This is a genomic window from Alterotamlana spongicola (assembly GCF_035818475.1).
In the GTDB taxonomy this organism is placed as follows: Bacteria; Bacteroidota; Bacteroidia; order Flavobacteriales; family Flavobacteriaceae; genus Cognatitamlana.
On record NZ_JAYMGV010000002.1, the window covers coordinates 140,064 to 156,414 of the forward strand.

Consider the following 16,351-nt stretch of genomic DNA (forward strand, 5'->3'; position numbering starts at 1 on the left):
AGCTAACAAGGCATGAACTATTTATTTTTTTCTATTTTCCTTCTTTTTATACAATATGCTTCATCACAACAGCTTGAATATGTCGATTTTATATCTGCTAAAGCAAAGGTTGCTTTTGGAAATGAAAAACATAAAGAAGTGTCTGGAGAGGTGATTTATAACCTTGAAATTTTAAAAGATACAGATTCAATATTTATTGACGCTAAGAATTTTAATAACATTCAATCTGTCCTGAATAAAGGAAGCATTGATGAAATTTATAATGGCAAACAGCTTATTATTAAATATCCTTTTAAAGCAAATACATCACATGTTTTAGAAATTTCCTGGGAAACCAACCCCTCAAAAGCCATGTATTTCATTGACTGGGAATTTGAAGAAGGGAATAAACAAATATGGACACAAGGTCAGGGAAAATATACCAGTAATTGGTTGCCTAGTATTGATGATATGAATGAAAAAATTGAGTTTGATTTGTCTGTAACCTTCAATAAGGACTATAAAGTTATTGCCAACGGAAAATTAGTTGATAAACAGCTCAATCAATCTACAGTAACCTGGCATTACAACATGGAAAAACCCATGTCCAGTTATTTAGTTGCTTTGGCTATAGGCAAATATCATAAAAAAGTAGCGTATTCAAAAAGAGGAATCCCTCTTGAAATGTACTATTACCCTGAAGATTCACTAAAAGTTGAGCCTACATACCGTTATACCAAACACATGTTTGATTTTTTAGAAGAAGAAATTGGGGTTCCTTATCCATGGCAGAATTATAAACAAGCCCCGGTTAAGGACTTTTTATATGCCGGTATGGAAAATACTAGCCTTACTATTTTTTCGGATGCTTTTGTAGTGGATTCTATCGATTTTACTGATAAAAACTATGTGAATGTCAATGCACATGAATTGGCGCATCAATGGTTTGGTAATTTAGTGACCGAAACATCAGGAGTACACCATTGGTTACAAGAAGGTTTTGCTACCTACTATGCCTTATTGGCCGAACGAGATATTTTTGGTGAAGATTATTACTACTGGAGATTATATGAATATGCTCAGGAATTAATAGATCAGGATAAAGCTGGAGGAAGCACATCATTACTAGATCCAAAATCCAGTAGTGTAACGTTTTACAAAAAAGGGGCTTGGGCATTGCATATGCTTAGAGAAAAGGTAGGAGGAGAGGCTTTTAAAGAAGCTGTGAAGAATTACTTAAAAGCACATCGGTTTAAAAATGTGGAAACCCAATATTTTATAAAAGAAGTAGAGAAAATAAGTAAGCAAAGTTTAAGTGATTTTGTGAAGGTTTGGTTGGAAGATGATAAATTTAACTATGATATAGCCTTAAGGTCCTTAAAAAAGTCAGTGTTTATTCAAGAGTATCTTATGGTGGATTGTGAGGTCTATACCTCAAAATGTTCGGGATTTTTAGAATCATCAATTTCTGATGAGGCAAAATCAAAGGTCATTTCTCAAATACCTGATCAAATAAAAAAAGAGAACTTTAAAAGTAGCATAAAAATACGCCAGGCCATAGCAAAGGCCCTGGCCAAAATACCACCAAAACTAAAGCCTGAATATGAAACCCTTTTAAAAGACGCTTCATATCTAACAATTGAGGCTGCTTTGTTTAACTTATGGAGAAACTTCCCTGAAGACCGGTATCAATACCTAGATCAAACTAAAACAGTTCAAGGGTTTAATGATAAAAATGTTCGTATGCTTTGGTTAACCCTTGCCCTTATAACTGAAGATTATGATCTCGAAAATAAAAGGCAATACTTTAGAGAGTTAGTAGATTATACAAATCCCAAATACGGATTTGAAATACGGCAAAACGCATTTCAATATTTAAATCAAATACAGGCCTGTAATGATGAATGCAAAGCGAATTTAAAACAGGCAGCAGAGCATCATAATTGGCGATTTAAAAAGTTTTCAGAAGAGCTATTGGAGCTTATGAAATAGAACTTTTGTTATTCTAAGCACAGTAAACTGAAGCATGAGATCTTTGAACTTACCGTATTAAGTTACTTTCTGCGTTCTAATTTTGCGGGGTCTCTACAAATTAAACAGCCTGTTAAGTATGTAATGGATAACTCGTAAACACCATCTGTTCTTCCTATTTTTGAAGTGTTAAAGTCATAAGATAAACCAAACCTTAATTTTTCTAATTCTAACCCAATAAAGCTATTTATAGAGGTTAATAAGTGATTATTTATACCGTTTTTAGCAGGATTGGTTACAGCTGTAAGGCCTAAGAGTAATTTATTTATTTGTACTGTAGAACTTAGATCTAATCTGTTGTATTCACCTTGTTGCATATAATTGGCAGACAGAAGCATTTTGTAATAATCAAAATAAGGAAATCTATAACCGGCATGTACAGAATAAAAAATATCTAATGGAAGATTATTGCCCTCAAATAATGAAATATTTGGTCTGTTAAGATGTTTTATAACCGTACCTATCCACATATCTGTATCATTTCTAGTATTTCTTTTGTCAAAAACGAAACCAGCAGAGAAATCTAAAAAGTTCATACCTCTGTTTCCATTTATTGCAAATGGATCTCCAGAAAATGGATTTATGCTTTCAGAATTAATATTTATCTGATCTGCTAAAACCAGGTTTTTAAAGTTAAAGGATTTTCTGCCAAAACCAGCTTCAATGGCAGGTCTAAAAAACCAATCATTTGAAAGCCTTACTACATATGCAAAATTTCCATTGAACTGAAAATGATTATAGTTGGTAATATTTTCACGTTGATTAATAAAACTAAAACCAATACCGCTATTCATGGTCTCAATCCATGTATTAACATAAGCGTATTCTGTATCAACTTTTAAATTTAAATTGGGCCATTGGGTTCTATGCATAATACCCATATAGGTAGCTTCTTCAAATCCGGAAAACCCAGGGTTGATAGTTTCTGGCACTAAAAAATACTGAGAAAATATAGGGTCTTGAGCCTTAACTTTTGAGTAAAAACAAATAATAATAAGTACAGTTGCTATTTTAAGTTTCATCAATGGTGTTTATTTTATTAATACTAAGGCGCCTTCTGCTGTAACTGTATCTCCGTAAAATGTTTGCGCAGAAAATTTATAATAGTAATTGCCATTTTCTGCCTCAGAGCCATTTATTTTTCCATTCCAACCTTCAATATCATCTCCTAATTCGGTATAAATAACATTTCCCCAAGTGTTGTAAATATTAAGCTCCATATTGCTTAGTCCTATAAATTCTGGCGCAAAGAAACTATTCCAGGTATCTTGATTTGGGGTAAATGCATTGGGCATTATTAAGCTATAGCCTTTTTCTATTACTAGCGTGATAGTTTTTGTATAAACACAGCCTAACTCATAGGTTACTGTTTGTGTAATTGTATAGGGGCCAGGTGTTATGTAACTATGTGACGGATTTTCTTCCCCAGAGAAATTACCATCTCCAAAGTCCCACATAACACTTTCAATACTTCCAGTAGCTTCATTAGTAAATAGAATAGGATCTTTTATGGAGTAAATACCATATGTTGTATTGCCAAATGAGCTTGTTGAAAAACGGGCATCATCTAAAACAGGCTTATCAACTTGAATGGAGAATTCTTTTTCACAGCCTAGCCCATCAACAACGGTTAAAATAACCAAACCATCTTCATTTGTTCTCATAATTTCATCATTCACACCACTAATGGTTACAAAAGGCGATGCTGCATTAGACCATGATAGACTATAAGGAGGTACTCCTCCTTCAACTTTAGATATGAAAGTTTGATCTACTTCTCTGGTATCACAATTAAAATTAGTAATAACTTCAAAAGGGGCTTCTAATGGCTCAAAGCGCTTAACTTCAAAAGCTTCTTCTATAGTACAGCCATTGGCATCTGTAATGGTTGCTACATAGAGATCTGGAGGAATATTATTTAAATCTTCTGAACGTGAACCGTTATTCCAATTAATTGAAATAGGAGGTGTACCTCCTTGAATTTCTAAGTCTATAGCTCCACTATTTATATTATCACAATCTAGGGCATCTGTTACAATACCAACTAAATTTAATTCAAGAGGCTCTCTAATTGTAAATGAATCTTGGATGATACACCCTTTATTGTCTGTAATAGTTACGCCATAAGTACCTGGCCCAATATTGTTTCTTTCGTCTCCGGCAGAGGCGCCATCATCCCATGCAATAGTAACCGGAGATTCACCACCATTTAAATTAAGTTTGATATAACCATCACTATCACCATAGCAGGATACATCGTTTACATCTGGATTAACCTCGAAAACAGGGGCATTATTAACTGTAATTGGAATTATACGAGAACACCCAATGGCATCTGTAACCGTAATATAATAGGTTCTTGCAGATAGATTATCTTGAAACATACCAGTGCCTAGATTGCTCCATACTAATGGTTCATAAGGAGGGATACCGCCAGTTATATTGTTTATAGTAATGGCCCCGCTATCATCATTGTAGCAGATTAGGTGCTTTACGCTATAATCAAGATTGAGCTGGGGATTCTGGTCAACAAAAACACTTAAGCTAGCAGCACAGCCAGAATTATCGGTAACGGTTAAATTATAGGTTCCTGATTCTATTCCCGTTAAATTTTGTTGAAAACTTCTAAAACCATTAGGGCCATTCCATGACCACCTATAATCTGTTCCTCCAATTGGTCTACCTCCCTGAGCCATTACTTCTATTTCGCCAGTAAAATCACCATAACATAATATAATATCTGGAGTTCTTACTAAATCCACTTCTAGTAGTGTCGGTTCTTCAATAGTAAATGAATCTGTTAAGGGATTTGGATCACAATTATTGGCATCGGTAACAGTTACTGCATAATCTCCAGGTTCAAGATTTCTGGGATCTTCTCCTGTAAATGCAAAAGGGGTTCCATCTTTTGTCCATGTATATGTATAGGGCTGATTTCCTCCTGAAATATTAAGATTTATTAGTCCATCATTTGCACCAAAACATGTGATGTCTCTAGAGGTGTTTCCGGTAAACCTAAACGCTCCAGGTTCCCTAACAAAATAGTTGTTTGTGTATGGGCAAAAACCATTGTCGTCACCTATTATTTTTAAAGAGTAAGTTCCAGGCTCTAAATTGGATATATCTTCGTTTGAACTTGTAAACCCGTTTGGTCCTGTCCATGTTATGGAATAGGGGACTCCGGAAGGAAAAGGAATACCTCCTGAAATTGTAATATCTATAGAGCCGTCATCTGTTTCAAAACAGGTACTATTATTAATGGTTGAAGTTACATTTATTGTAGGATATACAGTAATAGTTACTGTGAAATCTGGTCCGGGGCATGAACCAGCTATAGGAGTCACGGTGTAGGTGGCTGTTGCAGCTGCTCCTGTAGTGTTGGTTAACCTTTGACTAATATTAGTTCTTGGTGAAGACTGAGCTGTTGCGCCTCCAATGGCTCCGGCAGGGGAAATTACAGGAGTGCTCCAAGTGTATGTTGTGCCTCTAGGTACATTATCGGTTGCATTTGTAAATGGTCTTATATTAAATGTGTCTCCACTGCAAATCTCTTGTGTTTTTGGTTCAATAATAGGAGATAGTACTAAATCTACTGTAAAGTTTCTTGTGACCGTGGTGGTACCGCAACTATTTGTGACACTAAAGGTTGCGGAATAATTCCCGCTAGTAGAATAATCAATAGAGCCTGGATTTAATGACGTTGAAGATGATGGTGTTCCGCCAGGAAAGCTCCATTCATATGTGATTTCTGAAGCAGGGGAACAAGTTTCTAAAACCCTTCCTACAGGGTTAATAGTGGCAGACTCACAAAAGTCAGAGATGGCATCTAATTCTATTCTTGGTTTTTCCTTTACATCAATTCTCTTGGTAATATTTCTGTAAATACCACAGGAATTTCTAGTGGTTAACCTTAAATAATAAATGCCAGGAGTGCTAAAATTTATAACAGGGTCTTTGGAATAGCTTCTGGTACCATTGGTGAAATTCCATCTTTCCGGCTCTTCACCACAATATGCTTCTGAGTAGGAAATCATTTCCCATGAATAGGTTTCGGTGCCACAGCTTTGGCTAACATTAGTTGTGTTGGTTATCTGTAGCGGCGTGTTAATACAGGCATTGTCAAAGGTGAAGTTTGGTTGTAAAACGGGTTCTACACAAATTGTTTTTGTAAAAGTACTACCAATACCGCAGGGTGTTTCAGCGTCTAAAGTTATAGTATAAGTTCCTGGAGCTGAATAAGAATGCCTGGGGCTTACTTGCCTTGAAACTGGTGAGCCATCACCAAAATCCCAGGTATACACATTAAAGGTACTACAATCATTGGTGTATCCGGCAATAGTGGTATTACTAAATGAAACTGATGAATTAACACAGGCAATACTGGGCGCATTAAAACTTATGGTAGGAGCATCTAAAATAATGATGGGACCTGCCGTTAAAAGGGTGCTTCCGCAAGATGTTGTAATGGTCAAGCTTACAGTATTTCCTCCAGGGCAATTAAACCTGGAAAACGTGTGAGGAATTGGAAAATCTTCAGATGCAGGAGGGTTAGTGGTATTGTAGTATATAGAATTCTCTAATTGAGTTTGTGAGTAGGTCAAAACGGTACCATCGCCATAATTAACTTTGTAATTAGTGTCTGAAGGGTTCAGAGCCCAGTCTCCAATTGCAAAATACATAGGATCTACGGGAACACATAAGTTGGTCGTATTTCCAGGAGCAATTAAGGAGCCTATAGGGTTGTTTGAATTTTTAACTACATAGGTTATGTTATTGTTACAACCGTTAGCGCCTATACCAGTTATGGTCATATTAAAAGACCCTAGTTGTGTGTAAGTATGTGTTAAAGGGAATGTTACATTGGTTTCTGTATGGCTATCTCCCCAATCAATATTGTATGATGTAATACAAGCTGTAGATGTTGAATTGTTGCCTACATTAATAGTGTATTCAGTATCAGTGTTATTATCACCACATTTTTCAAAAGGATCAACCGAGTTATTTAAATCTATAAATGAGAGGGCTGGTTTTTCCTGTACGGAAACAGATTTTGTTATGCTGTTTGAAATATTTCCATTATCAGTAACGGTAAGTTTTGCATTAAAGGTTTTAAAGCCGCATCCAAGGGCTGTATATATATGTGTTGGATTGGGATTGTTTGAGGTGTTTCCGTCTCCAAAATCCCAGGCATAGGTAAAAGGGCCATTTCCAGATACTATAGGAGAAAAAGTAATTGTTGTACCAGAGCATGTAGCATCATTATTAAAAGTAAAGTTGACAGTAGGAGTTGTAACCTGTATTTTGTGATTATCTTTGGTGTAACTTGTTTTTTTTATGGTATTTAGCCCAAAAATTGAAAGACTAACTATTATACTAAATAGAAGTACAAGAAATGGATTCTTTGTCATAAATAGGGTTTAAGTAATAAGGTTGGGTTTTGAGCAGCTAAAAATAATTTTTTTTACAAAACAGCAGTGTTAAAATAAAGGGTTTATTCTTTTTTTTCGTTCACGTGCATAATATTTGGTTTAAAAAACGTATAATTTGTTGTAATTATACATTTAAAGTATTTATTTACATTTTTTTAAGGTACTGTATTAATAATAAGGTCTTTTAATGAGAGCATTAGTCATTTCTGGTGGAGGTAGTAAAGGTGCATATGCAGGAGGTGTGGCACAATATTTAATTGAAGAAGAAGAGCGGAATTATGATATGTATTTGGGTACCTCAACCGGTAGTTTGTTAATTCCACATTTGGCAGCAGGTAAAATTGATAAGATTCATAAAGTGTTTACTAATGTTAATCAAGGTAATATATTTAGTGTGAATCCCTTTGTTGCCCGCAAAAAAGGTAATAGAGAATTTGTATCAATTGACTTTTTAAATTCCCTTTGGCAATTTATTAAAATGAAACGGACTTTTGGCGAAAGCAAGGCTTTAAGGCGGTACTTAAAGAAACATTTCACTTATGAAGAATATAAATTGATAAAGGAGACCAAAGAAGATGTTGTTGTTACTGTTTCCAATTTATCTAAAAATATGGTAGAGTATAAATCTATTAAAGATTTTAGCTATGATGAATTTTGTGATTGGATCTGGATTTCTTGTAATTACATACCATTTATGTCTTTAGTTAAGAAGAATGGTTTTGAGTATGCCGACGGGGCTTTTGGTTGTGTGGTTCCCATAAGAGAAGCTATATTAAGAGGAGCCACAGAAGTTGATGCTATAATATTAGAATCAGAAAACATGCAGTACAACAAAATATTGGGGAAAAACCCTTTTTCTTTGATGATAAACTTATTTGGGCATTTATTGGATCAGGTTGAAAGAAGTGATGTTACTATTGGTAAACTGGCAGCAAAAAATAATGATGTACAACTCAATTTATATTATACGCCTTCCAAGCTTACTGAAAACTCGTTAATATTCAGTAAAAAACTAATGACCTCATGGTGGCAGCAAGGTTATTTTTATGCTAAGGAAAAGTGCCAGGAGGCCCGTTCTAATGAGTTGCGTATAGATGATTTACCACAATTCTGAAACTTCCTCTTTTATAAAAGATAAAGCCGCGTCACTGGGAGAACGACGTTCCATCATTTCGGTTAAAACCACCTCTCTTAATTTATCGGCAGTATCAGTTTTTTCCAACATATTTGCTTTTCTAATCAGTTGAATTGTTGCATTTTTAGCAGTAGTCACTATGCTCCAACATTTATCACTGATATAAATTTGTTGGGATAAATTATGCTCAAATTCCTGTTCTATATTTTGTATAAGTAAGGATTCGTAATCGTTTTTATCTGAGGTGTTAGGTGTAATTCTAATTAATAATTTAGAAGGCGAGATACGCTCTAAAAAAAGAGCCATACGCTCATAAGCTTGAAGACGCAAGGGCATAGCATTAACCTGCATATCTTTTTTAAGTAAAAAACGCCGCCTGCCATCTTCGTTTTTAGTATGCTCCTTGAAAAAGTAATAGGCTACAAATCCGGTTATAAGTGAAGGAATAGTAAATAAAAAGATGTCAATAATTCTTGAGATTTCCATACGGGGCTAGTTGTTAAGTTTGGTTTTGGCCGGCTGGCCGCCCAAATATAAACAATCTTTTAAATCTTGCATACTATTAAAAGGTACAACCGTTTTATTATACATATAAGTTCTGTTCAGTTCTTTTGATAAATTATGATCATCTACATTCATTTCTATATCGTTCATAGTAAACTGGCAGGGGTGCTCATATCCTGCTGCATGTGTAATCTCAATCAGTTCTTTTTTAAAGGTTTTAAAGTATTGTGCTAACCGTTCAGATTTTAATGTGGGATCTATACCATTTTGGAGCCACTTACTTTGTGTTGCTACTCCACTTGGACACCGGTTTGTATGACATACTTGAGCTTGGATACAACCTATGCTCATCATAGCTTCTCTGGCCACGTTTATACAATCAACACCCATGGCAAAGGCCATAGCTGCTTTTGCAGGAAAGCCTAGTTTACCACTTCCTATAAAAACAATACGTTCGGTAAGCTCTTTTTCTTTAAAGAGTTTGTATAAGTCACTAAAACCGTAAACCCATGGTAATGATACGTGATCAGCAAAACTTGGCGGAGCTGCACCAGTACCACCTTCACCGCCATCTACGGTAATGAAATCAGGGCCTTTCCCTGTTCTAAGCATTATATCTGCAAGTTCTTCCCACTGTTCCAATTTCCCAATAGCCGCTTTAATACCGACCGGTAATCCGGTGGCGTTGGCAATCTCTTCTATAAAATCCACCATTTCAGGAACATTTGAAAAAGCTTTGTGATTAGGAGGGGAAAGCACGTCTTTTCCTATTTCAACACCTCTTATCTTGGCAATTTCTTTGGTGATTTTAGCACCGGGGAGAACTCCACCTTTTCCGGGTTTAGCGCCTTGTGATAGTTTAACCTCAATAGCTTTAATAAAAGGGTTGCTTTCAACAAGCTCGATCATCTTTTCCATTGAAAATCCACCATCTTCAGATCTTACTCCAAAATAACCGGTTCCAAAATGAAAAATAACATCACCACCATAGCTGTGATATGGAGATAAGCCACCTTCTCCGGTATTGTGATAAGCATCGGCAATTTTAACACCTTTATTTAATGATTCCACAGCTTTTGCAGAAAGGGAACCATAACTCATTGCAGATACGTTTATAACAGAAGCGGGCCTGTAAGGTCTTTTTCTTTTGTGAAATTCACCAATAACCTTAGCACAAGGTAAAAAGGTTTTATCAGTTTTATTAGGGTGACTTTCTGATAGTTTATAAGGCATCATGGCATTATTGATAAAAATGTGCTGGTGCTCATAAATATTTCTATCGGTTCCAAAACCTTCGTAATTGTTCTCTTTTTTTGCCGAAGCATAAATCCAGCCCCGTTCAATTCTGTTAAATGGTAATTCTTCTCTGTTATTAGCTACAAAATATTGACGCATTTCAGGGCCAATGCTTTCCAGCCAATACCTCAAATGCCCTACTATAGGGTAGTTATGACTTATAGTATGTGCTTTTTGAAAAAAAACATCACGAATAGCAACCAGGGCTAGGCCAATTAAAACCCATAACCACCATGGTATGTTAGATAAAAAATCAAGTATAGAATTCATTTTAATTATTTAAAAAATCAAAAGTTATTTGAGTTAATGCTTTTATGCCAAGAAGTAATCCACTTTCATCAATCATAAAATCAGGGGTATGGTGTAAAGGCGACTTTAGTGCATTTTTAGGTTTTCCCCCTAAATAAAAATAAAAGCCAGGTACTTTTTCCTGATAGTATGAAAAATCTTCACCAATGGTTTCTGCTTTAATTTGGGTAACGTTTTGCGCACCAGCCACAAGTTTTAATGAAGGCAACATTTTAGAAACCAATTCATGATCGTTATAGGTTACAGCTGTAAAATTCTCGAATTTTATACTGGCCTCACCACCATAGGCCTTAGCTATAGTTTGGGTCATAGCTTTCATACGCTCAATGATATGAATTTTCATATCAGGATCCAAAGTTCTTACCGTACCAATTAATTCGGCACTTTCAGGAATAATATTAAACCTAACGCCACTGGTTATTTTTCCAACGCTAATTACCGCAGCTTCATTAATAAGTTCAGATTCACGACTAATAATAGTTTGTAACCCATCAATAATTTTTGCCGAAATAAGAATAGGGTCTATGCCTAACCAAGGTTCAGAGCCGTGCGTTTGTTTTCCTTTTACATTGATGGTAAAACGTTCTACAGCGGCCATGGCACCTCCCGGTTTATAATGAATATGACCTATATCCACTCCCGATCTAATATGCAGGCCAAAAATAGCATCAACTTTTGGGTGTTCTAAAACCCCTTCTTTGATCATCAATTTTGAACCACCCTCTTCACCTGGAGGAGGACCTTCTTCAGCGGGTTGAAAAATGAATTTTACAGTACCATTAACTTTATCTCTGTTTTTTGATAAGATTTCCGCAACCCCCATTAATATTGCTGTATGAGCATCATGTCCACAAGCATGGGCAACACCGGTTTTTGTACCTAAAAATTCGGTTTGAACGGTTGATTTATATGGGAGTTCATTACGTTCGGTAACCGGAAGCGCATCAATATCTGCACGTAGTGCAATAACTTTGCCTTTAGAATGTCCATTTAAAATAGCAACAACTCCTGTGTGAGCTACATTTGTTTTAACCTCTAACCCCAGTGATTTTAAATGTTTGGCTATTTTTTCTGCAGTTTTAAATTCCCGGTTTGATAATTCAGGGTTTTTGTGAAAATGCCGTCGCCATTCAATAACTTTTGGTTCTATATTGATAAATTGGGCTTTTAAATCGGTTTGCCCGTAGAAATTAAAGGTAATCATTAAAACGAGTAAAACTATAAGTTGCTTCATGCAGTAAATATGATAATTATAAGCTTAAAGATATCTAAAATTTACTAAATAAGTTTAGGAGTTAGATTGTTTATAATTATTAATAATTACATTCAAATATAAGTCAGACAATAGTTAATTTCACGTCATTAAATTGATGATGATTTGGAAAAGTATTTAAGCCAGTTAAATGAGGCCCAATTAGAACCTACCATACAAATTGAGGGGCCAATGATTGTAATAGCAGGTGCTGGTTCAGGAAAAACAAGAGTACTCACTTATCGTATTGCTTATATGATGAGCAAGGGGATTGACCCTTTTAATATTTTATCACTGACATTTACTAATAAGGCGGCGCGCGAAATGAAAGAGCGTATTGCTACTATAGTAGGGGCTAGTGAAGCAAAGAACTTGTGGATGGGAACTTTCCATTCCGTATTTGCAAAAATTTTACGTATTGAAGCTGACAAATTAGGGTACCCCAGCAATTTTACCATATATGATACTCAAGATTCGGATAGATTGATTGCCTCTATTATAAAGGAAATGCAGCTTGATAAAGATATTTATAAGTATAAACAGGTGCGCTCCAGAATTTCATCATATAAAAATAGTTTGATTACGGTTAGAGCGTATTTTCAAAACCCTGAGCTTAAAGAAGCTGATGCTATGGCAAGGCGGCCACGAATGGGGGATATCTATAAAGAATATGTAGACCGTTGTTTTAAGGCAGGCGCAATGGATTTTGATGATTTATTGTTAAAAACCAATGAGTTGTTAACGCGTTTTCCGGAAGTGCTGGCTAAATACCAAAATAGATTTAAATACATTTTGGTTGATGAGTATCAGGATACTAACCATTCTCAATATTTGATTGTAAGGGCATTGTCTGATAAATTTCAAAATATTTGCGTAGTTGGAGATGACGCGCAAAGTATATATGCGTTTCGCGGCGCCAATATCAATAACATTTTGAATTTCCAGAAAGATTATGATGATGTGAAAGTGTTTAGGCTGGAACAAAATTACCGTTCTACGAAGAATATTGTAAATGCAGCAAACTCTGTAATTGATAAAAACCAAACCAAGTTGGATAAGGTGGTTTGGACTGCTAATGATGAAGGTGGTAAGATCAAGGTGCATCGTTCTTTAACTGATGGAGATGAAGGACGCTATGTGTCAAGTTCAATTTTTGAAAATAAAATGAACCACCAGTTAAACAATAGTGATTTTGCTATTTTATATAGAACAAACTCACAGTCCAGAGCTATGGAACAAGCTTTGCGCGATAAAGATATACCTTATCGTATTTATGGTGGATTGTCATTTTATCAGAGGAAAGAGATCAAAGATGTATTGTCTTATTTACGATTAATTATAAACCCTGCCGATGAAGAGGCCTTAAAACGAGTTATTAATTTCCCTCCTCGTGGTATAGGTCAAACTACAATGGATAAGTTGATTGTCTCAGCTAATGGTTATAAACGCACCATTTTTGAGGTAATGAAGAATATTGATAAAGCAGATGGTAAAATTAATTCTGGTACCAAAACGAAACTTCAAAATTTTGTCACATTAATTGAAAGTTATCAGGTGATGAATCAAACGGCAGATGCTTTTGAATTGGCAGAATACGTTACCAGAACCAGTGGATTGATAAAAGAATTTAATAAAGATGGAACTCCTGAAGGTGTTACCAGAATGGAGAATATAGAAGAGCTCTTGAATGGTATAAAGGACTTTGTGGAAAATCAAAAAGAAATTGCTGATACTACAGGTTCTCTTGCAGAATTTTTAGAGGATGCCGCTTTAGATACAGACTTGGATGCTGATAAAGGAGATCCTAATCATGTGGCATTAATGACCATACACTTGGCTAAAGGCTTAGAGTTTCCTTATGTATACATTGTAGGTCTGGAAGAGGATTTGTTTCCTAGTGCTATGAGTATGAATACACGAAGTGAGCTGGAGGAGGAGCGTCGTTTGTTTTATGTGGCTTTGACCCGTGCTGAAAAGCAAGCGTATTTGACCTATGCACTGTCACGTTATCGTTGGGGAAAATTAGTGGATTCTGAACCCAGCCGTTTTATTGAAGAAATTGATGAGCAGTATCTGGAGGTGTTAACCCCAATGGAAGAGCGACGAATTAACCCTATGCTGTCTGCTGATATTTTTGGAGATGTAGAACCCAATAAAATAAGATATAAACCGGCAAAACAACCAAGCTTCAAAAAAGGTAAGACAGTTAAAAAAGAACCGGAAAAATATCAGGCTCCTACACCTAAAAACTTAAAACCGGTATCAAAAACTAACGGAAATACTAATTTATTTGATAATAAGTTAGTTGTAGGTAATACTGTTAAGCATATAAGGTTTGGGACTGGAGAGGTACTGAAAATAGAAGGGGCAGGGGCTGATGTAAAGGCTGAAATTAAGTTTCAACACGGCGGTATAAAAAAATTATTGCTTCGTTTTGCAAAGTTGGAAATTATAGGGTAGCGCATTATTTGATCATACGGACTGAATTGATATATCCGTTGTTATCATATTCTTTTACACTATTACCAGGGTCGACAATCCATTTGCCATCAACAATAAACTTATAGTGATGCTTACCTCCAGATAATGGAATAACATATTTCCAGCCATAATCCATTTTTCGCATGACCAGTTCATGTTCATTCCAATCATTGAATGAACCGGCAAGAATTACTTTTTTAGCATTCATGTGACCTTTTAGTTTGAAAGCTGTATAGACCTTGATATCAATAACCGAATTATATTCTCCAAATTCGTTTTCAGTTTTATGGATATTATCAGGGTCTTCCATCCAATGGCCATCAACAATAAATCTATACTGGTAAACATCGGGTTTCATTTTTAGATTTAACTCCCAGCCATACGAGGTTCTATTCATTTTAAACAGATTTTCATCCCATTTATTAAAAGAACCGGCAAGAATTACTTTTTTGGCATTTTTGTATCCCTTTAATTTAAAACTTACATTTCCGTTTTCATCAGGATAGGCTGTATACATTTTTAAATTGTATATACCACGTAATTTATATCCGTTTTTGATAGCTTTAGAAATGTTAGGTGTCTTTTTTGAGGGTTCAGCCCAATATGAATTATTTACGATAAATTTGAATTCCCATGAAAATTCATCAGTGAAATCAGAGAGACTCTTTTTTAGCTCATAAGTATATTCATCTACCCGGTTCATTTTCCAATGGTCTCTGGACCAAAGGTTAAATTCACCTGAAACCACAACATTCTCTATATCAAAATCATCAAAATCTAAGGTTTGTCCCGTATGTTCTTTGGTGTATTTAGAATAGTCTCTTGCATCAAAAGTAAATACTACGGAGTCGTTTTCAATTTTATAGCCTTTATTTTTTTGCTTTTGTGCAAATATATTCGGACTCGTAAAAGTGAAGATAATAAGTGTAATATGTAGAATTATGTCTTTCAAAATTGTTTTAAAGGATAATCTATAAAATACAATTTTTCCTTTTGATAATTAATTATTGTTCTTTTTTGAGCAAAAAATTCATAGCCTAATATACCATCTAAATCTGTTCCAAAGGCCTCATTCATTTTATTCAAATTGGTTAAAACGGTTAGCATTGGTCCAAAGTATGTAGACGCACTCAATTTTACGCGATGCAATTTCCCTGCCAAAACTTCTATTTTTTTATTGCTAACTCCAGTTAAGCGCAACCGTTTCTTAGGAATAAAATATTTTAATGCTTTTTTATTTATACGTTTATTTATTTGATTAAATTCTGCTGCAGAATCAATTCCTAATTTTACTTCCTGATTGTTTATGGTGCCATTTACTACTATGGTGTGCCTTTTTAATTTAAAACGGATACTATCAACTATTTTTTCTAAATATACATGTTTATCTAACTTATTGCCATGATTGTCAACCTTTGTTAATGTAATTTGATTTAAATGCATATCAATAAAAAGCTCATAATCCTTTAAAATACTATAGCCAATAACGCCAAGAAGCTTTATTTTTTTACTCTTTTCTATATGAGATAAATCTATAACATCTGAATGTGTATTCTCTAATTTAAAATTTTGAAGCTTAAATTGTTTAATATGTTTTTCATATGAATTTTCTATATTCTGTAATATTCCGGAAGACCTATTAGAAGATCTTTGATGTGAATAGTTATTAGGGAAATGCACTTTATTGAGTATCATGGTTTCTGAACCGGTGTCAATTATAAAATTGCCTTCAATATTTAAAATTTGCGCTTTTACAACAATAAGATGGTCAATTAATTTAAAGGGAATTCTAGTAGTATATTGATTTAAAATTTCGGCCTGAGAAAATTGAATAGACGGATTAATAATATCTTTTGCCAGGGCAAAAGGGATATTAATTAAAAAAATGAATATAAAAAAAAGAGGTCTTAGCATATACTAGATAAGACTTCTGTT

The 16,351-nt window shown here is 34.8% G+C and carries 10 protein-coding genes; 3 read left to right on the forward strand and 7 right to left on the reverse strand.

Going from position 1 to position 16,351, the window contains the following annotated elements; genetic code table 11:
* Nucleotides 1–12: 12 nt before the first annotated feature.
* Entirely contained in the window at nt 13–1,971 is a 1,959-nt protein-coding gene (locus tag VOI54_RS12975) for a M1 family aminopeptidase (RefSeq protein ID WP_326283262.1), read from the forward strand.
* Between the two features lie 62 nt (nt 1,972–2,033).
* Here the strand turns inward: VOI54_RS12975 and VOI54_RS12980 are convergent, their stop codons facing one another.
* A complete protein-coding gene (locus VOI54_RS12980; protein ID WP_326283263.1) occupies nt 2,034–3,032 on the reverse strand; it encodes a PorP/SprF family type IX secretion system membrane protein in 999 nt (332 codons plus the stop codon).
* Between the two features lie 9 nt (nt 3,033–3,041).
* Entirely contained in the window at nt 3,042–7,418 is a 4,377-nt protein-coding gene (locus VOI54_RS12985; RefSeq protein WP_326283264.1) for a PKD domain-containing protein, read from the reverse strand.
* Nucleotides 7,419–7,626: 208 nt separating this feature from the next.
* Here VOI54_RS12985 and VOI54_RS12990 point away from each other — a divergent pair, with 208 nt between their 5' ends.
* Nucleotides 7,627–8,553, forward strand: coding sequence for a patatin-like phospholipase family protein (locus tag VOI54_RS12990; RefSeq protein ID WP_326283265.1), 927 nt, complete (start codon nt 7,627–7,629; stop codon nt 8,551–8,553).
* Here VOI54_RS12990 and VOI54_RS12995 read toward each other — a convergent pair.
* From VOI54_RS12995 to VOI54_RS13005, 3 genes are read right to left on the reverse strand one after another with little or no spacing between them, the layout of a single operon-like run.
* Nucleotides 8,539–9,060: a DUF7935 family protein gene (locus tag VOI54_RS12995; protein WP_326283266.1), complete on the reverse strand. Its 522-nt coding sequence runs from the start codon at nt 9,058–9,060 to the stop codon at nt 8,539–8,541. The genes VOI54_RS12990 and VOI54_RS12995 overlap by 15 nt on opposite strands.
* Nucleotides 9,061–9,066: 6 nt before the next feature.
* Nucleotides 9,067–10,644 carry an FMN-binding glutamate synthase family protein gene (locus tag VOI54_RS13000; RefSeq protein WP_326283267.1) on the reverse strand — a complete coding sequence of 526 codons (1,578 nt, stop codon included), beginning with the start codon at nt 10,642–10,644 and terminating at the stop codon, nt 9,067–9,069.
* 1 nt (nt 10,645) lies between these two features.
* Nucleotides 10,646–11,917, reverse strand: coding sequence for an amidohydrolase (locus tag VOI54_RS13005; RefSeq protein WP_326283268.1), 1,272 nt, complete (start codon nt 11,915–11,917; stop codon nt 10,646–10,648).
* A 144-nt stretch (nt 11,918–12,061) separates the two neighbouring features.
* Between VOI54_RS13005 and VOI54_RS13010 the strand changes: the two genes are divergently transcribed.
* Complete coding sequence (locus VOI54_RS13010; RefSeq protein ID WP_326283269.1) at nt 12,062–14,395, forward strand: ATP-dependent helicase; 2,334 nt, start codon at nt 12,062–12,064, stop codon at nt 14,393–14,395.
* Between the two features lie 4 nt (nt 14,396–14,399).
* On the opposite strand, the gene VOI54_RS13015 is transcribed toward VOI54_RS13010, so the two are convergent.
* Nucleotides 14,400–15,368 carry an early set domain-containing protein gene (locus VOI54_RS13015; protein ID WP_326283270.1) on the reverse strand — a complete coding sequence of 323 codons (969 nt, stop codon included), beginning with the start codon at nt 15,366–15,368 and terminating at the stop codon, nt 14,400–14,402.
* Nucleotides 15,365–16,330 (reverse strand): pepsin/retropepsin-like aspartic protease family protein, encoded by a 966-nt coding sequence (locus VOI54_RS13020; protein WP_326283271.1) that lies wholly within the window; start codon nt 16,328–16,330, stop codon nt 15,365–15,367. The genes VOI54_RS13015 and VOI54_RS13020 overlap by 4 nt, the downstream gene beginning before the upstream one ends.
* Nucleotides 16,331–16,351: the final 21 nt, after the last annotated feature.